21 protein-coding genes are annotated in these 20,883 nt (G+C 72.7%); 8 read left to right on the top strand and 13 right to left on the bottom strand.

What is annotated here, in order from left to right; all coding sequences use genetic code 11:
• Positions 1-3 precede the first annotated feature (3 nt).
• Positions 4-1,083: a histidinol-phosphate transaminase gene (locus ABC270_RS03445; RefSeq protein ID WP_412879520.1), complete on the bottom strand. Its 1,080-nt coding sequence runs from the start codon at positions 1,081-1,083 to the stop codon at positions 4-6.
• 79 nt (positions 1,084-1,162) lie between these two features.
• Between ABC270_RS03445 and ABC270_RS03440 the strand changes: the two genes are divergently transcribed.
• The 3 genes from ABC270_RS03440 (at position 1,163) to purB (ending at position 3,575) form a co-directional block, all read left to right on the top strand.
• The gene (locus ABC270_RS03440) at positions 1,163-1,561 is read left to right on the top strand and encodes a phage holin family protein (protein ID WP_412879519.1); all 399 of its coding nucleotides are present in this window, start codon (positions 1,163-1,165) and stop codon (positions 1,559-1,561) included.
• A gap of 119 nt (positions 1,562-1,680) precedes the next feature.
• Entirely contained in the window at positions 1,681-2,193 is a 513-nt protein-coding gene (locus ABC270_RS03435) for a low molecular weight protein-tyrosine-phosphatase (protein WP_412879518.1), read from the top strand.
• The gene (gene purB, locus ABC270_RS03430; protein ID WP_412879517.1) at positions 2,190-3,575 is read left to right on the top strand and encodes an adenylosuccinate lyase; all 1,386 of its coding nucleotides are present in this window, start codon (positions 2,190-2,192) and stop codon (positions 3,573-3,575) included. Before ABC270_RS03435 ends, purB begins: the two co-directional genes overlap by 4 nt.
• A 122-nt stretch (positions 3,576-3,697) precedes the next feature.
• On the opposite strand, the gene ABC270_RS03425 is transcribed toward purB, so the two are convergent.
• Positions 3,698-4,612 (bottom strand): LysR family transcriptional regulator, encoded by a 915-nt coding sequence (locus ABC270_RS03425; protein WP_412879516.1) that lies wholly within the window; start codon positions 4,610-4,612, stop codon positions 3,698-3,700.
• Positions 4,613-4,683: 71 nt separating this feature from the next.
• Between ABC270_RS03425 and ABC270_RS03420 the strand changes: the two genes are divergently transcribed.
• The gene (locus tag ABC270_RS03420) at positions 4,684-5,697 is read left to right on the top strand and encodes an EamA family transporter (RefSeq protein WP_412879515.1); all 1,014 of its coding nucleotides are present in this window, start codon (positions 4,684-4,686) and stop codon (positions 5,695-5,697) included.
• Here ABC270_RS03420 and ABC270_RS03415 read toward each other — a convergent pair.
• Together ABC270_RS03415 and ABC270_RS03410 are read right to left on the bottom strand one after the other, a co-directional pair.
• The gene (locus ABC270_RS03415; protein ID WP_412879514.1) at positions 5,666-6,655 is read right to left on the bottom strand and encodes an epimerase; all 990 of its coding nucleotides are present in this window, start codon (positions 6,653-6,655) and stop codon (positions 5,666-5,668) included. The two genes, ABC270_RS03420 and ABC270_RS03415, sit on opposite strands and share 32 nt — an antisense overlap.
• Positions 6,655-7,314, bottom strand: a complete 660-nt coding sequence (locus tag ABC270_RS03410; RefSeq protein ID WP_412879513.1) for a DUF4166 domain-containing protein — start codon at positions 7,312-7,314, stop codon at positions 6,655-6,657. Before ABC270_RS03410 ends, ABC270_RS03415 begins: the two co-directional genes overlap by 1 nt.
• A gap of 46 nt (positions 7,315-7,360) precedes the next feature.
• On the opposite strand from ABC270_RS03410, the gene ABC270_RS03405 reads away from it, so the two are divergent.
• A complete protein-coding gene (locus ABC270_RS03405; RefSeq protein ID WP_412879512.1) occupies positions 7,361-8,275 on the top strand; it encodes a cation diffusion facilitator family transporter in 915 nt (304 codons plus the stop codon).
• A 307-nt stretch (positions 8,276-8,582) separates the two neighbouring features.
• Here ABC270_RS03405 and ABC270_RS03400 read toward each other — a convergent pair whose 3' ends face one another.
• Positions 8,583-9,191: a hypothetical protein gene (locus tag ABC270_RS03400; RefSeq protein ID WP_412879511.1), complete on the bottom strand. Its 609-nt coding sequence runs from the start codon at positions 9,189-9,191 to the stop codon at positions 8,583-8,585.
• Positions 9,192-9,400: 209 nt separating this feature from the next.
• A complete protein-coding gene (locus ABC270_RS03395; protein WP_412879510.1) occupies positions 9,401-10,663 on the bottom strand; it encodes an MFS transporter in 1,263 nt (420 codons plus the stop codon).
• A 48-nt stretch (positions 10,664-10,711) separates the two neighbouring features.
• Between ABC270_RS03395 and ABC270_RS03390 the strand changes: the two genes are divergently transcribed.
• A complete protein-coding gene (locus ABC270_RS03390) occupies positions 10,712-11,623 on the top strand; it encodes a LysR family transcriptional regulator (RefSeq protein WP_412879509.1) in 912 nt (303 codons plus the stop codon).
• 55 nt (positions 11,624-11,678) lie between these two features.
• Here the strand turns inward: ABC270_RS03390 and ABC270_RS03385 are convergent, their stop codons facing one another.
• The 7 genes from ABC270_RS03385 to ABC270_RS03355 form a co-directional block, all read right to left on the bottom strand.
• Positions 11,679-12,467 (bottom strand): hypothetical protein, encoded by a 789-nt coding sequence (locus tag ABC270_RS03385; protein WP_412879508.1) that lies wholly within the window; start codon positions 12,465-12,467, stop codon positions 11,679-11,681.
• Complete coding sequence (locus tag ABC270_RS03380; protein ID WP_412879507.1) at positions 12,457-12,996, bottom strand: RNA polymerase sigma factor; 540 nt, start codon at positions 12,994-12,996, stop codon at positions 12,457-12,459. Before ABC270_RS03380 ends, ABC270_RS03385 begins: the two co-directional genes overlap by 11 nt.
• A gap of 219 nt (positions 12,997-13,215) precedes the next feature.
• Positions 13,216-14,598 (bottom strand): DHA2 family efflux MFS transporter permease subunit, encoded by a 1,383-nt coding sequence (locus ABC270_RS03375; protein ID WP_459562657.1) that lies wholly within the window; start codon positions 14,596-14,598, stop codon positions 13,216-13,218.
• Between the two features lie 82 nt (positions 14,599-14,680).
• A complete protein-coding gene (locus ABC270_RS03370; RefSeq protein ID WP_412879506.1) occupies positions 14,681-14,944 on the bottom strand; it encodes a hypothetical protein in 264 nt (87 codons plus the stop codon).
• Positions 14,941-15,597, bottom strand: a complete 657-nt coding sequence (locus ABC270_RS03365) for a hypothetical protein (RefSeq protein ID WP_412879505.1) — start codon at positions 15,595-15,597, stop codon at positions 14,941-14,943. Before ABC270_RS03365 ends, ABC270_RS03370 begins: the two co-directional genes overlap by 4 nt.
• 115 nt (positions 15,598-15,712) lie before the next feature.
• Complete coding sequence (locus tag ABC270_RS03360) at positions 15,713-17,662, bottom strand: lectin-like domain-containing protein (RefSeq protein WP_412879504.1); 1,950 nt, start codon at positions 17,660-17,662, stop codon at positions 15,713-15,715.
• 114 nt (positions 17,663-17,776) lie between these two features.
• Positions 17,777-19,426, bottom strand: a complete 1,650-nt coding sequence (locus tag ABC270_RS03355; RefSeq protein ID WP_412879503.1) for a glycoside hydrolase family 13 protein — start codon at positions 19,424-19,426, stop codon at positions 17,777-17,779.
• A gap of 101 nt (positions 19,427-19,527) precedes the next feature.
• Between ABC270_RS03355 and ABC270_RS03350 the strand changes: the two genes are divergently transcribed.
• On the top strand, positions 19,528-20,085 hold the full coding sequence (locus ABC270_RS03350) for an NADPH-dependent FMN reductase (protein WP_412879502.1): 558 nt from the start codon (positions 19,528-19,530) through the stop codon (positions 20,083-20,085).
• A gap of 185 nt (positions 20,086-20,270) precedes the next feature.
• The gene (locus ABC270_RS03345) at positions 20,271-20,783 is read left to right on the top strand and encodes a MarR family winged helix-turn-helix transcriptional regulator (RefSeq protein ID WP_412879501.1); all 513 of its coding nucleotides are present in this window, start codon (positions 20,271-20,273) and stop codon (positions 20,781-20,783) included.
• Positions 20,784-20,883: the final 100 nt, after the last annotated feature.

Genomic DNA, 20,883 nt, shown 5'->3' with positions numbered 1-20,883 from the left:
CGCTCAACGCGCCGATGTGAGGTCCCCCACAAGTGACCGGGCCGTTTCGAGGAGCGTTTCCACAGCCTCGTGCTCGCCGATCGAGATGCGGATCCCCTCGGGCGGGAAGGCCCGGACGATGATGCCGGCGGCCTCGAACGCCTCGGCCGCGGCGGCGGTCCCGGGACCCGTCGGCAGCCACACGAAGTTGCCCTGCGCGTCCGGCACCGGCCAGCCCTGCTCCCGCAGCGCGGCGACGATGCGGTCACGGCTGGCAGCGAGTTCGGCGACGCGCTCGAGCAGCTCGTCCTCGCGTTCGAGGCTCGCGAGCGCCGCGGCCTGTCCCTGCGCCGTCACCGACAGCGGGATCGCACACGCGCGGACGGCGTCGAGGACGTACTGCGGACCGATCGCGTACCCGACCCGGAGGCCGGCGAGCCCGTACGCCTTGGAGAACGTGCGCAGGACGACGAGGTTCGGGAACCGGCCGATGAGCGCACCGCCACGCACCGCCCCCGCGTCGGTGACGAACTCGGCGTACGCCTCGTCGAGGACCACCAGCACGGTCGGGGGCACCGACGCCATGAAGCGCTCGAACTCGTCCGCCGTGACGATCGGCCCCGTGGGGTTGTTCGGCGTGCAGACGATCACCATGCGCGTGCGATCGGTGACCGCGGCGGCCATCGCGTCGAGGTCGTGCCCGCCGTCGGGGCGGTTCGGGACCTGCACGCTGGTCGCCCCCGCGACGGTGACGACACCGGGGTAGGCCTCGAACGACCGCCACGCGTACACGACCTCGTCGCCCGGACCGCTCGTGGCCTTCGCGAGCTCGTGCAGGATCGCAACGCTGCCCGGGGCGACGTGGACCTCGTCCGCGCTGACGTCGAAGCGGCGGGCGAGCTCGGCGCGGACCGCGAGGGCGGTTGCGTCCGGGTACCGGTTGAACGCGGTCTGCGCCTGCACGGCCTGCACCACACCGGGGAGCGGCGGGAAGGGGTTCTCGTTGCTGGAGAGCTTGAAGGCGTCCGCCGCGGCCTGGCGACCCTGCTTGTACGCGGGCAGCACGGCGATGTCGGGACGGATGTGGACGCGCTCGTCGCTCATACCGGAACGATACCGGCCGTCAGCGGACCGGCAGGCTGCTCGCGGCACCTGCCCGGGCGGGCACGGGCATCATGGGCGCATGCGATTCCTCGTCCGCCTCGTCGTCAACGCCCTCGCGCTCTGGCTCACCACGCTCCTGGTGAGCGGCGTCTCCGTGACCGCGTTCGGGGACGGCGGCACGACCGCGACCGTCCTCACCTACCTGCTCGTCGCCTTCGTGTTCGGCCTCGTGAACGCCGTGATAGGCACGATCATCCGGGTGGTCGCGTTCCCGCTCTACATCCTGACCCTCGGGCTCATCGCGCTCATCGTGAACGCGGTGCTGCTGCTCATCGTCGCGGGCATCTCGACGGCGATCGGCTTCGGCCTGCAGGTGCAGTCGTTCGGCTGGGGCATCGTCGGCGCCTTCGTGCTGGCCGTGTTCGCCTGGCTGATCGGCCTCTTCGTGCGCCCCGTCCTCGACCGCGGCCGCGCGTGAGCGCGGCGCTCCCACACGCCACCACGCGCCCGACCGGGGCCTCCCCGTCGACCGGCACCGTGCCTCCCGGCCGGGCCCCGGGTCTCGCCGAGGCCACCTCGCTGCGCCATGATGTCCCCATGACCACGGACGCCGACGCCCCGTTCCGCGTCTCCTTCGTCTGCAGCGGCAACATCTGTCGCTCCCCGATGGCCGGCATCGTCTTCGCCCAGCTCGCCGCCGACGCCGGGCTGAGCGACCGCTTCGTCGTCGAGTCAGCCGGCACCGGGGACTGGCACGTCGGCGAGCCGGCCGACGAGCGCACGATCGCGGCACTCGCCGCGCGCGGATACGATGGCAGCAGGCATCGCGCCCGTCAGTTCGACCCGGACCGGTTCCCGGACCTCGACCTGGTGGTCGCACTCGACCGCTCCCACGAACGCGTCCTGCGCTCGTGGGCACCGACCATGGACGACGCCGCGAAGGTGACGCTCCTCCTGCGGTACGACGACGCCTGGCCCCAGCAGACCGACGTACCGGACCCGTACTACGCGGACCGGCACGAGTTCGACCGAGTGCTCTCGACCGTCGAGCGGGCCTGCCGGGCGCTCTTCCGACAACTCGAGCCGGCAGTCCGTCAGGGAGCCCCATGACCCCCCTTCCCCCGCAGCCGATCAGCCCGCTCGACGGGCGGTACTACCCGATCGTGCACACGGTGGGCGAGCACCTGTCCGAGGCCGGCCTCAACCGCGCACGCATCGTCGTCGAGGTCGAGTGGCTGGTCTTCCTGACCGACCACGCGATGTTCACCACGTCGCCGCTGAGCGTCGACGACAAGGTGGCGCTCCGTCGCGTCGCGGAGTCGTTCGGACAGGAGCAGATCGCGGAGCTCGGCGAGATCGAGGCGACGACCCGGCACGACGTCAAGGCGGTCGAGTACTTCGTCCGCCGTCGGCTCTCGGAGCTCGGGCTCGACGCGATCGCCGAACTGACGCACTTCGCTTGCACGAGCGAGGACGTCAACAACCTGTCGTACGCCCTCACCGTGCGCGACACCGTCGACCAGGTCTGGCTGCCCGCGTTCAAGGCCGTCATCGCTGCCCTCCGGCAGATGGCCGAGGACCTCAAGGCCGTCCCGATGCTCTCGCACACGCACGGCCAGCCGGCGACCCCGACCACGCTCGGCAAGGAGCTCGCGGTCGTCGTGTACCGCCTCGAGCGCGTCCTCGCCCAGGTCGAGGCCACCGAGTACCTCGGCAAGTTCAGCGGCGCGACCGGCACGTTCTCGGCGCACCTCGCCGCGGACCCCGAGGCCGACTGGCCGACGCTGTCGCGCGAGTTCGTCGAGGGCCTCGGCCTCACCTGGAACCCCCTGACGACGCAGATCGAGTCGCACGACTGGCAGGCGGAGCTCTACGACCGCGTGCGCCACGCGAACCGCATCCTGCACAACCTCGCGACCGACGTGTGGACCTACATCTCGATGGGGTACTTCACGCAGATCCCGGTCGCCGGTGCCACGGGCTCGTCGACGATGCCGCACAAGATCAACCCGATCCGGTTCGAGAACGCCGAGGCGAACCTCGAGATCTCGTCCGCGCTGTTCTCGACGCTCTCCGAGACGTTGGTCACGAGCCGGCTGCAGCGCGACCTGACGGACTCGACGACGCAGCGGAACATCGGCGTCGCGTTCGGGCACTCGCTGCTCGCGCTCGACAACCTCCGACGCGGGCTGTCCGAGATCGCCGTGAACGAGTCGCGGCTCGCGGAGGACCTCGACGGCAACTGGGAGGTGCTCGGCGAGGCGATCCAGACGGTGATCCGCGCGGAGGTCACGGCCGGGCAGTCGAACATCGAGGACCCGTACGCGATGCTCAAGGAACTGACCCGCGGAAAGCGCATCGGCCAGGCCGACCTCGTCGCGTTCGTGAACGGGCTCGACATCTCGGACGGCGCGAAGGCCCGGCTGACGAACCTCACGCCCGCGACCTACACGGGGTTGGCGGACGAACTGGTGGACCACCTGGAGGTCTGACGCGCCTCGTCCGACGGCCGTCCCCGCGACCGCGGGGACGGCCGTCGACGTTCAGGCGCAGATCCAGGCGCTGGCGCGTCGGCCTGGAGGAGCGGGTCGGCCCCGCCGCGTCCGTCACCACCTCACGTGGTGACGTCACGCGCCTCGGCGACCAGCGCCTCCAGGACGGTGCGCACCCCGGGGCGGACCATGCGTTCCGGACGGACCAGCGCGTCGATGCGCCGCCCGGCGCGCACGTCGGCGAGCTCCGCCAGGTGGAACCGTCCGGTCGCCCGCGTGCCGGACGTGTACCGCGGCACCAGGGCGATCCCGTGGCCGGCGGCCACGAGGTTCTCGATCACCGGCAGGTGGATCGTCCGGAACGCGACGCTCGGCGGGGTGTCCGTCGCGGCGGCGAGCGCGGTGAGGACGCGATCGATCGGGTAGTCCTCCGGGACCCCGATCCAGGTCTCCCCCACGACGTCGTCGATCCCGACCCGTCGGCGTCCGGCGAGCGGGTGGCTCGACGGGAAGGCGACGTCGAGCGGCTCCCGGAGGAGCGGGACGGTCTCGAGGCCCGACCGCCCCGCCGGCGGTGCCCCGTCCGGGCGGTGCCCGACGACGACGTCGTGGTCGGCGGCGAGCGGACCGAACTCGTCCTCGCTGACGTCGACGTCGACGAGCACCAGCTCGATGCCGCGGTGCTCGCGCATCCGGGTGAGGAGGCCGGGCAGCAGCAGCTCCGCCGCGGACGGGAAGATCGCGAGGTCGACCCGGCCGACCGCGCCGCCGACGTGCTCCCGCCAGGCCGCGTCGACCTCGGCGACCGCGGTGGCGATGCCGGCGGCGAGTCCGGCGAGCACCCGGCCGTCCTCGGTGAGGCGGACACCGCGGCCGCTGCGTTCCACCAGCGGTGTCCCGACCTGTCGCTGCAGGGTGCGCAGCTGTTGCGAGACGGCGCTCGGGGTGCGGTGGGTGGCTTCGGCGACGGCCGTCACGCTGCCCCGCTCGGCGAGCTCCCGGAGGACGGCGAGGAGCTGGACGTCGAAGTCGACCATGCAGGGACACTACATCCTCGTTGTCACATCGTTCGCTGGTGCTACAGCGTGGGAGCGGCCAGGGTGGGAAGGTGCTCGCTCGTGATCGTCTCCTCGCCGTCGTCGTCGCCGTGGCCTGGGGGCTGAACTTCCCCGCGACCGCCCTCGCGCTCGATCACTTCCCGCCGTTCCTGCTCGCGGCGCTCCGGTTCACGTTGCTCGCGGTGCCGACGGTGCTGTTCGTGCCGCAGCCCCGCATCCCGTTCGGGCGACTCCTGCTCGTCGGGCTCGGGCTCGGGGTGCTGCAGTTCGCGTTCCTCTACCTGAGCATGGCGTCCGGGATGCCGTCGGGGCTCGCGTCGCTCGTGCTGCAGGCCTCGGCGCCGTTCACCGTCGTGCTGGCGGGGGTGTTCCTCCGCGAGCGGCTCAGCGGGCGGCAGGTGATCGGGGTGACGGTCGCCGTGTGCGCCCTCGCTGCGATCGCCGTCCACCGGGCGCAGGCGGCGGCGCTGCTGCCCGTGGTGCTCGCGCTCTGCGGGGCGCTCGGGTGGGCGATCGGCAACGTCGCGACCCGGCGCGCGGGAGCGTCGAACCCGCTGCACCTCACCCTGTGGTGGTCGATCGTGCCGCCCGTGCCGATGGCCGTGCTGTCGTTGACCGTCGAGGGCCCGTCGCGCATCGGACGGGCGCTCGGCACCGTCTTCACGCCCGCGGCACTGCCGGCCGACCTCGGGCTGCTCTACATCGTGCTCGTGGCGACCCTCGTCGGGTACCGGATCTGGTCGCGGCTCCTCGCGACCTACCCGTCGAGCACGGTCGCGCCGTTCTCGATGCTCGTGCCTGTGGTCGGGGTGCTCGCGTCGTGGGTGGCGTTCGGCGAGGTGCCGGACGCGGTCGAGGTCGTGGCGGGCGCGGTCGTCGTCGGGGCGGTCCTGTGGTCGTCACGGCCGGCGCGGGCCGGGTCGCCGGGTGTCCCCGCGGTGCCGGCGCGGGCCGGGTCGCCGGGTGTCCCCGCGGTGCCGGCGCGGGCCGGGTCGCCGGGTGTCCCCGCGGTGCCGGAGCCGGCAGCCACGCTCATGCCCGGTGCTGCCGACGCTCCGCGATGATCCCCGCGAGGGCGCCCCGCAGCTCCGGGTACCGGAACTCGTAGCCCGCCTCGAGCAGTCGGGTCGGCACCACCCACCGGCTCTTCAGCACGAGCTCGGTCTCGGTGCGGATCGCGAAGGACCCGAGTTCGAGCATCCACCGCGTCGTCGGGAGCCCGACGCGGCGACCGACGGCGTCCCGGATCGTCGCCATCACCGTGCGGTTGTCCGACGGGTTCGGGCTCGACACGTTGACGGGTCCCTCGATGTCCTCGTGGTCGCGGACGAACCGGATCGAGCCGAGGACGTCGTCGATGTGCACCCACGAGAACTTCTGCCGTCCGCGGGTCGGGCGGTGCTCGTGGTACGTCCCCGCGCGCAGCCGTGCCGGCGTGGGGAACCAGGCACCGTCGTACTGCGGACCGCCGAGCCCCGCCTGCGCCAGCCGGAGCAGCGGCACGAGGGCGCTCCCGTCGCCGAACACGATCGCCATCCGGAGCGCGACACGGCGGGTCCGGGGCAGGTCCGCGCCGAAGAACGCCTGCTCCCACGCCTTCGCGATGCCGACGGAGAACCCCTCGCCGAGCTCCCCCGTCAGTTCGTCCTGTGGACGGTCGTCGGCGTGCCGGTAGATCGTCGCGGTCGACGCGTTCACCCACAGCGGCGGCGGGTGCTCGCTCGTGCGGATCGCCTCGGCGATTTCGAGCGTCGTCTCCACTCGCGAGCGCAGGATCTCCCGACGGTTCCGCCGCCCGTACCGACAGTCGACGCTCTTGCCCGCCATGTTGACGACCATCGCCGCGCCGTCGACGAGCTCGCGGACCCGGAGGGTGTTGCCCCAGACGGCGTCCCCGGTCCGACCGACCGTGACGACCTCGTACCCCTCGTCCGCGAAGGCGCGACGGAGGTACTGCCCCACGAAGCCGCTCGCCCCCGCGACGACCACCCGGGGCATCGACCCCGGTCCTGGTGCTGGCATCAGCGTTCTCCTTCCGGCACGACGGAGTAGCGGAACGCCCCCTCGTACCGGTACAGCGTGCCGACGATCGGTGCTCGGAGCACCAGGGACACGCGCTGCAGGTCCGCATCGTCATCGAATCGTTCGACGAGCGTCACACGCGGTGCGACGGCGGCCGGGAGGTTCCACTCGCGTCCCAGCGCCCGGAACGTGACGTGCGTGGAGACCAGGCGCAGGGCGCCCGCGTCGGGCCCGTCCACGTCGACCTCGGCCCGGAGTCGTGCGCTGACGCGCCCGCGACGCCCGAGGTGGTCGACGAGGCCGTCGGGGCCGGCGGTGATCGCGTCCACCATCGTGCGGTCGCCGGTGCGGAAGTGGAACGTCCGGTGGGCCCGGACGGCGACGTGGCCTCCTGCCCCTCGTCCGCGTCCGACCCGCACCGGCCGGTTCTCCACGGTGAACGGCACGTCGTGCTCCCACACGGGGAACATCACCGCGTCACGGGCGAACCAGGCGAGCACCGGCCAGGACCACCGCCGTGGCGTGCCGACGATGTGGAACACCCCCGTTCCCCGGCCGAGATACCCGGGCGGAACGGGGCCGAAGTAGGTCCGGAGTCGCGGGTGCAGCCCGGCGAGGACGTCGGCGGGCGTGCTCAGCTCGTACGGCGACCGGACCACGTCCCGATCCTGGCACGCCGTCGGTCGCGACTCCTACGATGTCGGCATGGGACACGACCACGGTCATGCGCACGGACACGCCTCGGAGCGTGCGCTGCTCGTCGCGTTCTGCATCTCGGCGGGCATCCTCCTCGCCGAGGTCGTCGGCGCCGTGGTCACGGGGTCCTTGGCGCTGCTCGTCGACGCGGGGCACATGGTGGTCGACACGGGCGGGATCGGCATCGGGCTCGTGGCCACGCGGCTCGCCCGCCGGAGCCCGACGGCGCAACGCACCTGGGGGTACCAGCGTGCCGAGGTGCTCGGCGCGACGGCACAGGCGGCGATCCTGCTCGCCGTGGGCGTCTTCGTGATCATCTCGGCGATCCAACGGTTGTTCGTCCCGGCGGAGATCCACTCCGGTCCGCTCCTGGTGTTCGGCGTGGTCGGGCTCGTCGGCAACCTCGTGGCGTACACGGTCCTGCTGCGGGCCTCGGGCGAGGGCTTCACCTCACGTGCCGCACGGCTCGAGGTCCTCAACGACACGCTCGGCTCGGTCGCGGTGATCCTCGCGGCGGTCGTGCTCATGGTCACCGGTTGGGAGCGCGCCGACTCGGTGGCGGCGATCCTCATCGGGCTGCTCATCCTGCCGCGGGCGCTCCGGCTGCTCCGCGAGACCGCGAACGTGCTGCTGGAGTCGACTCCCCCGGGGCTCGACCTCGACGCCGTCCGGGGGCACATCCTCGAACTCGACCACGTCATCGCGGTCCACGACCTGCACGCCACCCTGGTCGCGACGGGCGTGCCGAACCTCACCGCGCACGTCGTGGTGGACGACCACTGCTTCTCGACCGCCCACGCGCCGCGCATCCTCGACGAGCTGCAGCAGTGCGTGGCGCAGCACTTCGACGTCCCCGTGGAGCACTCGACGTTCCAGCTCGAGCCCGCGTCCCACCGCCGCCACGAGCACGAGGTCCACGCCTGACCTTCCCGCGGGGCGGTGGGCGGCCACGAAACGCGCGCGGATCGACATCCCGCGCGTCGATCACGGCGTACTTCGTCGCATCCGTCCCGGGCACGTCGATGCGAGAGCACCGGGCGACGATGCACGTGTCGGACGTCGGGTGCATCGTCGGAGCGCGCGCGTTTCGACATCCCGCGCGTCGATCACGGCGTGCTTCGTCGCGTCCGTCCCGGGCACGTCGATGTGAGAGCACCGGGCGACGATGCATGTGTCGAACGACGGGTGCATCGTCGGAACGCGCGCGTTTCGTGCGCTCAGTCGGGGCGGGTCAGCAGCCGTCGGTGCGCGTCGGGTAGGCGGTGATGACGCGGTCCGTCGTGACCGAGACGATGACCTTGACGAACGGCTCGCGCTCCGGGCGCGACCCGTCGTCGAACGACACCGGCGCGGCGAAGCAGACCTTGCCGTCGCCGGCGTCCTGCGGGTAGCCCGACCGCGGTGTCGTCAACGCCGTCCGGACCGCCGTGAGCATGGCGTCGTCCCAGTCGCGCGAGCCCCGTCCACCCAGGACGTCGGTCCAGTCCTGGTCGTGGCGGACCCGGATGTGCTCGTACCCCTGCCCGGAGTTGCCGCACTGGAGCACGACCCGGCCGAGGGCGGCGGTGTCGTACTGCGCCACGAGCTGTCGGCTGTCCGCCTCGCACCGGTCGAGGACGTCCGCGCCGGGCAGGTCCGGACCGTCGCGCGTGATGACCACGACGCCGTCGCTCGGACCCGTCGTCCCCGAGGCCGACGGACCGCCGGACGAGGGGGCGCCGTCCAGGACCGGTTCGTCGACGCCGCGCTCCGAGGTGAGCGCGAGCCCGCCTGCGAGGAGACCGGCGGCGACCACGGCGGCGACTGCGGTGACGACCGACCGGCGACGCTCCTGGGACATGCGGACAGTATGCCGGACCGGCACCGCGCCTCCCGGCCGGGGCGCCAGCCCGCGGAACGTGCACGCGACGCCAGCCGCCCGCCGGACCGTCGACGGCCCGCCGAACGAACCACGCTCCCGACATGGAACCGGACCGCATCCGCGGTTCGATGTCGGGAACGTGGTTCGACGATCGCGACGGCCGGCCGGCCGGCGGACCGGCCGCCCGGCTAGGAGCGGGCCGCCAGCCGCTGTCCGGCGACCACGGCGAGCACGGCCACGAGCACCACGTACCCGACGAGCACGACGAGCGTGGGGAGCACGAGCAGTGCCGCGCCGACCGCGACCACCGGGACGGTGAGCCCCGCGTAGGCGATGAGGAACGTCGCAGCGAGCACACCGCCACGCGCCTCCGGTCCGACGAGGGCGCCCGCGCTGGCGATCGAGGCGCGGAAGAGCAGCCCCACGCCGGCTCCGGCGACGACCCCACCGCCGATGAACCCCGCGACCTGCAGGAGGACGGCGGCCACGGCCAACACCGCGAGCCCGCCGACGAGGAGCACGACCCCGAGCCGGATCTGCGCTCGTTGCGAGAGTCGGGCGAACACGAGCTGGCTCAGCGCGCTCGCGGCGAACACCCCGAACGTGGTCGCTCCCGCCGCGAGCCGGTCGGTCACGTGGAACGTCGTCGCGAGGAACGTCGGCGCCACCGAGGTGAAGAGGCCCTGCACCGCGAGTGCCGCGAACGCTCCCGTGCCGGCGGCCCAGAAGGCCGCCGCCTTCCCCTCGGGCGCCTGCAGGCGCTGCGGGCGGTACGACACCGGCCCCGCTGGGCGGTCGACGGTCTCGGGCGCGGCGAGCACCACGACGAACGCGATCGTCAGCGCGACGACGAACACGACGTAGGGGACCATGAGGGGCTGCCCGACGAACTCGGCCAGCGCACCACCGACGAGGGCGCCGAGGGACAGCCCGCCGAGGTTGACCGCACCCGCAGCCACGCTCGCGCCCTTCGACGATGCCTCGGAGCCGGTCGCCCGGACCCGCAGTTCGCCGAGGTGCGCGGTCGCCGTCGCGGTCAGGGTCCCGACGCCCAGGCCGGTCACGAGCCGTGCGACGACCAACCCACCGACGTCGTTCCAGACCAGGAAGAGCACGGCGGCGAGGAGTTCGAGTGCGATCGACACGAGGATGAGCGGCTTCCGTCCGTGCACGTCGCTGAGGTGTCCGGCGAGCCAGAGGGCGCCGACGACGCCGACGCCGTACGCCGCGAAGACCACGGTCGTCGTGATCGTCGGGAAGCCGTCGCGCGCCTGGTAGATGACGTACAGGGGCGCCGGGACGGTCGCGAACGCCATCACCGAGAGGAACGCGAACGCGACGGCCCAGAAGCCGGCGCCGTGCCGCCGGCGTGTGTGGGCCCGACGACCACGTGGAGCGGGTGCGACCTCGGTCGACCGACTCGGTCCGGAGGTGTGCTCGATGACTGACATGGTCCGATCCTCTGCCGCAGCGCGCATCGAGTCCAACGGATGCTCTTGATGATCACCATCGATCTGGTCGATGATGACGTCGTGGAGACCCGCCTGCTCGAACAGTTCGTCGCCGTCGCCGACGAGGGCGGTGTCACCCGTGCGGCCGAACGCCTCTGGGCAGCGCAGTCGACGGTGTCCGCCGGGCTGGCGTCACTCGAACGGACGCTCGGCGTCCGGCTGTTCGAGCGCACCGGCCGGGCACTCGTCCTCACGACCGCAGGCGAGGACCTGCTGCCCCACGCCCATGCCGTCCTGGAGTCCCTCGACCGGATGCGCGACCTCGCGACGGTGGACGACAAGGACCTCCGCGGGCGCGTGCGGCTCGGGATCTTCACGAGCATGGACATCGTGGACCTCACCGGGGTGGTGCGACGGTTCCGACAGCGGCACCCGCTCGTGGCCGTCGAGTTGATGACGTCGCCCTCGGGGACGACCGGGCTCGTGCAGGACCTCGTGGCGGGGCGTGTCGACCTCGCCTACTCCGGCTTGCCGAACCCGCCCGGCGGCATCGTCGTCGAGCCGCTGCGGGAGCTGCCGTTCCGGGTGTTCACGGCGCCCGACCACCGCCTCGCGGGGCGCGCGTCCGTGTCACTGGCGGAGCTCGCGGACGAACCGTTCGTGGACACGGCGCACGGCTTCGGGAACCGCGTGATCCTCGACCAGGCGTTCGAGCGGCGGGGCATCCGGCGCCGGATCGTCGCGGAGATGAACGACATGCCGGCGGTCGTCCGGTTCGCCGCAGCCGGCCTCGGGGTGGGCGTGGTACCGGACTCGGGGGTGCGGCACGAGGGCGCGGTGCTCGAGCTCGAGGACGAGGTGCCGCCGCTGCGGATCGGGCTCGCCATGCGGGCGGAGCCCGAGCCGAACCGCGCGACGCAGACGCTGGCCCGCGACATCGTCGCGGCCCGCGTCGGGTAGTCCCCGACCGACGGACTGGAGGCACGGTGCGGGGCCGCCCCGCGCCTCCAGGCCGTCAGTCCCCCCAGATCTCCCCGACGATCGCGGGCAGGAGCCCGTTCGTCGGGAAGTCGGTCTGCATGATGTCGATCGTCAGGTTGCCGCGCGTGAAGTACGTCCCCCGGACGTCGTCACCGCTGTCGGTGCCCGGAGTCCAGCTGCAGACCCGCCCGCCCAACCGGTCTTCGCACGTCGGGTTCGACCCGGCCACCAAGTCCGCGATCCCGGCATCGGCGTCCACTGCAACCGGGCGGACCACGACGGAGATGTTGGCGACGACGCCCTCGTTCTGCCAGGCGCACGACAACGCCTCGCCGGGATCGCGGAGCCCCTGGATGCGGTCGTTGCCGTCCGGTTCCCGTTGGCCGCCGTCGGCCGTCCAGATCGTCGACGTGTGCCGCGCGGCCCCGAAGAAGCGGGCGTAGTCGGCGTCGGGGACCAGGAGGTAACAGTCGCCCGGGATCCGGACCCCTGCTCCGCTGGCCGTCGGGGTGGCCGTCGGGGTCTGCACCGGGCGGGGCGCCGGGGTCATCGTGATCGGCGCGGACGTGGGGGTGGTGGCGGACGGCGCCGGCGCGGGCTCCTGCGTCGTCGCGGGAGCGGCGACCGGGTGGTCCTGCTGGGACAGCGACACCGCGACCGCGCCGGACGCGGTCCCGAGTGCCAGCAGCCCGACGACCCCGATCGCGATGCCCGGACGGATGCGGCGACGCCGGGAACGCGGGGTGGCGCGCTCGAGGACGTTCTGCTTCATCGCCACGAGCATCCGCTGGAGGTCGTCTCCCTCGGGGGGTTCAGTGTTCATCGTGCATCACCGCCTTCCTCAGTCGTGCGCGGGACCGTGAGACCCGCTGGGTGACCGCGCCGACGCTGAGGCCGAGCAGCCGTGCCGCCTCGGCGTAGCTGTGTCCCTCCAGGAGGCACAGTTCGCAGATCCGTCGGTCGGTCTCGGGCAGGGCCGCGATCTCGTCACGGACCCAGCGCAGACGCTCGGCTGCCTCCGCACGGTCGTCGGGGGCCGGGAGTTCCTCGGGCAGTTCGACCGCACGGCGTCGCGCCTGCTTCCGACCGACGTTCAGCGCGTGGTTCCGACAGACGACGAGCAACCACGGCAGCACGGTGTCGGCCGGGAGCTCGAGCGTCTCGGCGCGCTGCCAGAGTGTCAGGAAGGTGTCCTGCACGGCCTCCTCGACGTCGGGGCGGCTCGCCACGACGGCCCAGGCGTACCGGGTGAGCGTGGCCGCGTACCGGTCGAAGGCGCGTGCGAGCGCCTGCTGGTCGCCGTGCCCGATGGCCCGGACGAGTTGCTCGTCCGTCTCGGTACCCGTCCTCACGTCCACATCCCACCCCCTTCGACCAGGAGTGTCGGCAGGACCCGCGATCATGACAGGACCGTGGCCGATCCGTGATCCCGGGCGTGTCGCGCGATGGCGAGGAGCGCGTGCGGCTCGGTCGTCGAGCAGCGGTGGGCTCCGGGTGCGGCTCAGTCGTCGAGCAGCGGTGGGCTCCGGGTGCGGCTCAGTCGTCGAGCAGCGGTGGGCTCCGGGTGCGGCTCAGTCGTCGAGGAGGGGTGCGATCCCGGCCACCGAGCGGTCGGCGGCGGCGGAGGTGGACAGGAACGCGACCGCGACGATCGCGCAGCCGATGCCGACCACGATCCACCACATGGCGTGCGTGGCCACCGCGAAGGACGGCCCGACGCTCGCCACCGCGCTCGCTCCCGTGACCGTGCCGGCGAGGGCGACCCCGAGCGAGACCCCGGTCTGCCGACTCGTCGACGCCACGGCGGCAGCCGACCCGGACTGTGCACGCGGCATGCCCGAGACGGCCGTGTTCGTGATCGGCGCGTTCACCATGCCGAAACCGAAGCCGAACAGCACGAAGGCGACGAGCAGCACGGGCATCGGTGTCGCGGGTCCGATGGTCGTGAGCACGGCACCGGCCCCGGCGATCCCGAGCCCGGCGAGCAGGAGCGGTACCCGGACGCCGACGGAGCCGACGACCCGGCCGGACACCGGCGACACCAGCATCGTGGCCACGGCGGCGGGGAGGGTCCAGAGTCCCGCCTCGAAGGGGCTCATGCTCCGGACCTCCTGCAGGTACAGCGCGCTGAGGAACAGGAACGCGCCGTTCGCCCCGAATGCCACGATCGCCGTCACGACCGCCGACGAGAACGGGATGCTCCGGAAGAACCGCACGTCCACGAGCGGTTCCGGTCGGCGTCGTTCGACCGTCACGAGGACGACCAGTGCGGCAGCCGCGACGACGAAGAGCCCGAGCGCCGCCGGCGAGGTCCAGCCGAGCCTCGGCCCCTCGATGAGCCCGCCCACCAGCGAGGCGAGCAGCACGATGACGAGCACCTGGCCGACCGGGTCGAGCCTCCGCGGCTTCGGGGAGCGGGACTCCGGGACGAACAGCAGGGTCAGGACGATCGCGGCGATCCCGACCGGCACGTTGATCCAGAAGATCGCCCGCCAGCCGACCGAGTCGGTCAGCGCACCGCCGACGAGCGGTCCGAGCCCCATCGACACCCCGACCACCGCTCCCCAGACACCGACCGCCCGGGCCCGCTCGCGCGCGTCGTCGAACGTCGCGGTGATGATCGACATCGCGACGGGGTTCATCATCGATCCCCCGACGGCCTGCACCATGCGGAAGACCACGAGCCAACCGACGCCCGGCGCGAGCGAGCAGAGGAGCGAGCCGACCGTGAAGAGCGCGAGCCCGACCTGGAACGTCGTCCGGCGTCCGATCCGGTCGGCGGTGGAACCCGACAGCAGGAGCAGGCTCGCGAGCACGAGGGTGTAGGCGTCGATGGTCCACTGCAGGCCGGAGATCGTGCTGCCGAGTTCACGGCCGATGGAGGGCAGCGCGACGTTCACGACGGTCGCGTCGAGCGACACGATGAACAGGCTCGTGCAGCAGATCGCGAGGATCAGGCGCGGGTGCCGGTACCGCCCGGGGAGGTCGGGAGCGCCCTGGAACGGACGGAGCCTGCTGGTCGCGCGGGGAGCCCGCTCAGTGGAAGTCGTTGCCGTCCCCCTCGCCCGGGGTCTTGTGACCACCGAGCATGTCGTTGTCGTCCTGGTCGCTCGTGGACGCGAGCTGGAGCATGGCCAGCACGACGACCACCACGATGAACGCGACCCCGAGGAAGATCACCGCGAGGTGCGGTTCGCGGGTCGAGATCAGGACGACCAGGCCGACGAAGACGGCGACGATCGCCGAGATCCCGAGGAGCTCGGCCGGGCGCAGGCGGTCGCGACGGCTGGGGGTGCTCATGCGTGTGGTGCTCCGTTCGGGGCGGCGGCAGGAGCAGCCGTGCCCCACTTGTGCGAGAGTCCGGCGATCACGTGGAAGACCGCCGTGACGGCGAGGTAGGCACCCAACAGCCCGACGAGGATGATCGGTGCGTCGAGGGTGCCCTGCGCGTCGTCGATGCCGCCGAGCTGCTTGGAGTAGTCGGGCGGGGTGACGAGGAAGGCGATCGCGAGCAGCAGGGTCAGGCCGCCCACGGTCGACCAGTCGCGCGCGAACGGGGAGCGACCGCGCGCGCGGAGCCCCTGCGTCAGTTCGAGCGCACCGGTGAGGACCGCGAACGCCACGACGATCGTGATGAACGCGGGGAGTCCGCCGCCGCTCAGTGCCAGGGCCGCGAGTCCGGCGACGCCCGCGACGACGGCCTGGGCGAGGGACGACCGCCGGGAACGGCGGTCGTCGTCGAGCCGTCGGGACCCGACGGCGAGCACGACCGCCTCGACCACCGCGTACGCCCCGAAGAGCACCAGCCCGTAGCCGGCGGCGTGGTTCGAGGAGAAGGTGATCACGAGCGCGACGATCGCCGCGGGCACGGCTCGGAGGACGGGGATCGGCCAGTACCGAGCGCGACGGGTGGCGTCGTCCACGGTGGTGGCGTCGTCCACGGAGTCGGACACAGGACCTCTTTCGGGCGTGCGGATCGTACGGTCGATCCTACCGCCGCCTCGGTGGGCACCCGACCGGGGCGGAGCGTCCGCGCTGAGGATGCTCGCACCCCGGCCGTGTCGTGGGTCAGCGCTGGTCGGCCTCGGCCGGTGCGCTCTCCGCGACGACGTCCACCGCTCGACGGCGACGTCGCGCGATGCCCCAGCAGGCGGCGCCCGCGGACAGCACGACCGCGGCGAGCGCCCCGGCGACCCCGAGGTCGGCGGCTCCGGTGTAGGCCAGCACCCCCGCCCCGGCAGCCGGCCGTCCGTCGGACCCGCCACCGGTCGCGCCGTCGGGGCGTCGGTCGTCGGGCTGTCCCCGGTCGACGCCAGGGGAGCTCGTCGGACCGGACGAATTGGACGGTCGCGGCGTCGTGGTCGGTCCGGGGTCGGCCGGGTCGACGACGCCGATGGTGACCTCCTCCGACTCGTCACCGCCGTCCGGATCGGTCGGCGAGGTCGCCGTCGCCACGTTCACCACGTCCGATCCGTCGCCCGTGTAGTCCGGATCCAGCACCGCGCGGACACGGAAGTCCACGGACTCGCCGGCCGCGAGCGACTCCCCGGAGCGGCAGGTCACCCGCTGCCCCTCCGCCGTGCAGTCGTCCGGCGAGCCCACGAAGCGCATCGCTGCTGGCAGCTCGTCGACCGCTCCGACGTCTGCGGCGTCCGCGGGCCCGCGGTTGCGCGCGGTCACCGTGTACTCGACCTCGTCCCCGGGAGCGACGTCCGTCGAGGGCTCGACGCGCTTGTCGGTCTCGACGTGCGCCACGGCAGCCGCCTCGACGACCGTCGTCGCCCGGGAACGGTTGTCGGACTCGTCCACGTCCGACACCGACGGCGCGGCCGCGATGGTGGCGGTGCTCTCGGCCTCGCCGACCGCGGTGCCGTCGACCGTGCCCGCGATCGTGACCGTCGCCGAGCCGCCCCGTGGCAGGTCGAGATCGGTCCGCACGTCGCCGGAGCCCGACGGGTCCCCGCACGCGGAGTCGTCCGCCGCGGCGCACCGCCACGTGACGTCGCGGAGGGCGTCGGGGACGTCGACCGTGAACGGGCTCGGCGCGCTGTCGTTCACCCCCACGTTCCGTGCGGTGGCCGTGTACTCGACGGTCTCGCCGGCCGCGAGGGTCGGCGGCAGGTCCTGCTCGACGGCGAGGTCGGCGGGCTTCCGGACCGAGAACTCCTCGATCTCGTGGACGTTGACGTGGCTGCCGGTCGCGGCGGAGAAGCCGAGTCGCAGGGTCGGGGGCAACGGCGCCTGTCCGTCTCCGTGCAGCGGGACGTCGGAGAGGACGGGCCGCATCTCGTCGCCCTCCTGCAGGCGCACGCTCATCGTCAGCTCGCCCGCGTCACCCGGCAGCAGCGTGATCCGGACGCGCCTCGGGTCGTCACCGGGGGCGAGGACGCCGGTCGGCGCGGGCGCTCCGGCGATGTACCGGTACCCCTCGACCCCGTCGCCGGAGCCGCGGATGACCACGTGCTGCGGGCTCGCTCCGGGTCCCGAACCGTTGATGCGGGCCGAGAAGTTGCCGTAGTGGTCGAGCGCGACGGCCGCGAACCCGCCGGGGACGCCGGGGAGGTCGCACTGCCGGCTGCCACCCTCGGTCGACTCCTTGCGGCAGGTGTAGCCGAGTCCGGCGCCGAACGAGCCGACGCCCTGGGGAGCGGCTCCGTCCGCGAGGAAGAGCAGCAGGCCGTCCGCGCCGGGATCGTCCTTCGCGGTGTGCATCGTGTACGTGAACTCGATCTCGAGCCCCGTGTCGGACGGGAACGTGTCGTTGGTCGACCAGGCGCCGGCCTGCTTGCGGACGTCCTCGGTGAGGCGCAGGCGGCCGCCGGTGACCGTCGCGTCGCCGTGCAGCGCACCGCCGGCGGGCGACGTGAACCGATGGTCGTACGGGAACGTGAGCTCCGCAGCGGTCGAGGAGGTCGACACGAGTGCGGGGGCGGCGAGCACGGCGAGGGCGGTGCCCACGCTCGCCACGCCGGCCAGCCGTCGGAGGGTCCGAGATCTGGTGGTGCTGGGTTCTGTCATGACCCGATCGTCGTGAGCAGGACACAGTCGACGTGGGCTGCGAACCTCATCGGTGGACGGGCGGGATCGCACCGGCAGCTGTGCAGGAACGGCCCGGCTGCCCACGACCGACGCTCAGCGGGGCGGTGCCACCCAGACCGTCGTCTCGCCGGGGAGGTCCCGGTCAGCCAGCGGCCCGGACGCCAGCAGGACCCGCCCCGCGGGCAACGGCACCGGCTCCGTCCCGAAGTTCATGACGCACCGCCAGCCGTCGTGGCGGTCGAACGTGACGACCTCCGACGCCGCCTCGTCCACCCAGGTCAGCTCCTCGCCGCGCTGCAACCGGGCGCGCTCCGCGAGCGCTGCGCGGTACAGGCTCAGCGTCGACCCGGGGTCACCGTCCTCGGCCTCCACCGAACTCGCCCCGAAGTCCTCCGGCTGCGGCAGGTGCGGCGCCACGGCACCGAACCCGAACGACGGCCCCGACGTGGTCCACGGGATCGGGACCCGGCAGCCGTCGCGACCCTTCACGGTGTGCCCGGTCCGGGTCCACTTCGGGTCCTGCAGTTCGTCGTGCGGGATCGCCGGCGCCTCGTGCAGGCCGAGCTCCTCGCCCTGGTAGACGTAGGTCGAGCCGGGCAGCGCGAGCAGCAGCATCGTCGCGGCCCGGGCCCGCCGGAGTCCGCGCTCGCGGTCGAGCGCCGGCGTCGTGCCGTCGGTCATGAGCCACGCGTCGGTGTCGGTCCCGTCGGGCAGGCCGTACCGGGTGGCGTGCCGGACGACGTCGTGGTTCGAGAGGACCCACGTCGAGGACGCACCCGACTCCTCGGCGGCCGCGATGTTCCGCGACACGATCGCACGGAAGACGTCGGCGTCGAACGGGGCCTCGAGCAGGTCGAAGTTGAACGCCTGCCCGAGCTCCGTGGGCCGGGCGTAGAGCACGCGACGCGGCGCCGGTGCCCACGCCTCGGCGACGGCAGCGCGGGGCGGGTCGTACTCGTCGAGCACGCGGCGCCACCCCTCGAAGATCTCGTGCACCTCGTCGCGGTCGTAGAGCGGGTCGGAGCCGTCGAGCGGCAGGGCGTGCTCGTTCGACGATCGGTACGGCGTCGAGAGGTCCTTCGCGAGACCGTGCGCGACGTCGACACGGAAGCCGTCGACCCCGCGGTCGGCCCAGAACCGCAGCGTCTCCTCGAAGTCCCGGCGCACCTCGGGGTTCGACCAGTCGAGGTCCGGCTGCTCCGGCGCGAAGAGGTGCAGGTACCACTGCCCGTCCGGCACCCGGGTCCACGCGCTGCCGCCGAAGTTCGACACCCAGTCGCTCGGCGGCAGCTCACCGGACTCCCCGGCGCCGTCGCGGAAGACGTACCGGGCACGCTCGGGGGAACCGGGTGCCGCGGCGAGCGCGGCGCGGAACCACGCGTGCTGGTCGGAGGTGTGGTTCGGCACGATGTCGACGATGACGCGGAGGTCGTGCTCGTGCGCTGCACGCAGGAACGCGTCGAAGTCCTCGAGCGTCCCGAGCCGCGGGTCGACCGCCCGGTAGTCGGCCACGTCGTACCCGCCGTCGGCGAGCGGTGACGGGAAGAACGGCGAGAGCCACACCGCGTCCACGCCGAGGGACGCCAGGTAGGGCACGCGCGAGGTGATCCCCGCGACGTCGCCGAGGCCGTCGCCGTCCGCGTCCGCGAAGCTCCGCGGGTACACCTGGTACACGACCGCGTCGCGCCACCAGTCGGCATCGGGGGTGCGGGGCGTGCTGGCGGGCGTCCTCGGGGTGCTCACGCGGCCGACGATACCGATGGTCGCTGCGCACGGGAATAGCGGCCCCGGCGACCTGATTGGTTGTACGTGACACCTTTCCGTCAACGAACAAGGGAACGCTGATGACGAACGTCCTGGTCCTGGTCGGCAGCCTCCGCGCCGGCTCCATCAACCGCAAGCTCGCCGAGGCCGCGGAGCAGCACGCTCCGGAGGGCGTCGAACTCACCACGTACGACGCGATCACCGACCTGCCCTTCTACAACGAGGACATCGACGGCGACACCCCGCCCGCGTCCGCCGTCGCGTTCCGCGAGGCCCTCGCCGCCGCGGACGGCGTGCTCCTCGTCACGCCCGAGTACAACGGCACGATCCCGGCCGTGCTGAAGAACGCGCTCGACTGGGCGTCGCGTCCGTTCGGTGCCTCACCGATCTCCGGCAAGCCGCTCGCCGTCATCGGTTCGGCGTTCGGCCAGTACGGCGGCGTCTGGGCGCACGACGACGCCCGCAAGGTCGCCGGGATCGCCGGCGCGAAGGTGCTCGAGGACGTCAAGGTCGCCATCCCGCAGTCGGTCGTCCGCTTCGCCGAGACCCACCCGCGCGAGGACGACGAGGTCGTCTCGCTCGTCCAGGGCGCGCTGCGCGCGCTCGACGACGCCGCGTCGGAGCCGGTCGCCGCGTAACGGCGACCTGGTCGCCGCGGCGCAACGACGGTCGGCCGACGCGACCATCTGCAGCCCGGAGGCGCGGTGCCAGCCCGCACCGCGCCTCCAGTCCGTCGCCTGCACAGCATGCGTACGCATCAGCCTGTCCCCCAACCGCAGACTCGCTAGACGACCTAGTAAGGAGACGGGTTACTCTGTCCCGCATGTCCACGCAGGAGATCACCGAGGCGTCCGGGTACTGGTTCCCGGACGACGACGCGACGCAGCGGGGCGTCGCCGTCCTCAACGCCCTGCGTCGCTACCGTTCCGCCGAGACCGCAATGCGTCGCCGGACACGCGACTCGATGGGCATGGGCGAGACCGACCTCCTCGCGGTCCGCTTCCTGCTGCAGGCCCAGCGTGCCGGGCGGCAGGTCAGCCCGAAGGACCTCGCGGCGTACCTCAAGATCTCCTCCGCCTCGACGACGATCCTCATCGACCGGTTGGTCAAGTCGAACCACGTCCGTCGGGAGCCGCACCCCACCGACCGCCGCGCTCTCGTCATCGTGCCGACCACCGAGACCGACGACGAGGTCCGTGCCACGCTCGGCGTGATGCACCGCCGCATGATGGCGATCGCCGAGGGTCTGCCTGCGGACGATGCCCGGGTCGTCGCCCGGTTCCTCGAGGACATGCGCAGCGCGGTCGACCACGTCGACCCCGTGCCCGCGCACTGAGCCGGCCCCACTCGCCCGGCTCGACCTGCCCGCCCGGTCGGCGCCGAGAGCGCGCCGGGGGACGGACGGCCAGGGAGCACGGAGGCGACCCCGCGTAGAC

It is taken from the genome of Curtobacterium phoenicis, assembly GCF_047238015.1.
In the GTDB taxonomy this organism is placed as follows: Bacteria; Actinomycetota; Actinomycetes; order Actinomycetales; family Microbacteriaceae; genus Curtobacterium.
This window is presented reverse-complemented; position numbering and strand designations above follow the sequence as displayed.

What these genes read in the sequence shown, in the direction of transcription:
- ABC270_RS03425 (WP_412879516.1), bottom strand. Translation starts at nt 4,612, where the DNA reads ATGGTCGACTTCGACGTCCAGCTCCTCGCCGTCCTCCGGGAGCTCGCC.
- ABC270_RS03345 (WP_412879501.1), top strand. Translation starts at nt 20,271, where the DNA reads ATGTCCACGCAGGAGATCACCGAGGCGTCCGGGTACTGGTTCCCGGAC.
- ABC270_RS03445 (WP_412879520.1), bottom strand. Translation starts at nt 1,083, where the DNA reads ATGAGCGACGAGCGCGTCCACATCCGTCCCGACATCGCCGTGCTGCCC.
- ABC270_RS03350 (WP_412879502.1), top strand. Translation starts at nt 19,528, where the DNA reads ATGACGAACGTCCTGGTCCTGGTCGGCAGCCTCCGCGCCGGCTCCATC.
- ABC270_RS03405 (WP_412879512.1), top strand. Translation starts at nt 7,361, where the DNA reads ATGGGACACGACCACGGTCATGCGCACGGACACGCCTCGGAGCGTGCG.
- ABC270_RS03440 (WP_412879519.1), top strand. Translation starts at nt 1,163, where the DNA reads ATGCGATTCCTCGTCCGCCTCGTCGTCAACGCCCTCGCGCTCTGGCTC.
- ABC270_RS03385 (WP_412879508.1), bottom strand. Translation starts at nt 12,467, where the DNA reads ATGAACACTGAACCCCCCGAGGGAGACGACCTCCAGCGGATGCTCGTG.
- ABC270_RS03370 (WP_412879506.1), bottom strand. Translation starts at nt 14,944, where the DNA reads ATGAGCACCCCCAGCCGTCGCGACCGCCTGCGCCCGGCCGAGCTCCTC.
- ABC270_RS03435 (WP_412879518.1), top strand. Translation starts at nt 1,681, where the DNA reads ATGACCACGGACGCCGACGCCCCGTTCCGCGTCTCCTTCGTCTGCAGC.
- ABC270_RS03390 (WP_412879509.1), top strand. Translation starts at nt 10,712, where the DNA reads ATGATCACCATCGATCTGGTCGATGATGACGTCGTGGAGACCCGCCTG.
- ABC270_RS03395 (WP_412879510.1), bottom strand. Translation starts at nt 10,663, where the DNA reads ATGTCAGTCATCGAGCACACCTCCGGACCGAGTCGGTCGACCGAGGTC.
- purB (WP_412879517.1), top strand. Translation starts at nt 2,190, where the DNA reads ATGACCCCCCTTCCCCCGCAGCCGATCAGCCCGCTCGACGGGCGGTAC.
- ABC270_RS03400 (WP_412879511.1), bottom strand. Translation starts at nt 9,191, where the DNA reads ATGTCCCAGGAGCGTCGCCGGTCGGTCGTCACCGCAGTCGCCGCCGTG.
- ABC270_RS03360 (WP_412879504.1), bottom strand. Translation starts at nt 17,662, where the DNA reads ATGACAGAACCCAGCACCACCAGATCTCGGACCCTCCGACGGCTGGCC.
- ABC270_RS03415 (WP_412879514.1), bottom strand. Translation starts at nt 6,655, where the DNA reads ATGCCAGCACCAGGACCGGGGTCGATGCCCCGGGTGGTCGTCGCGGGG.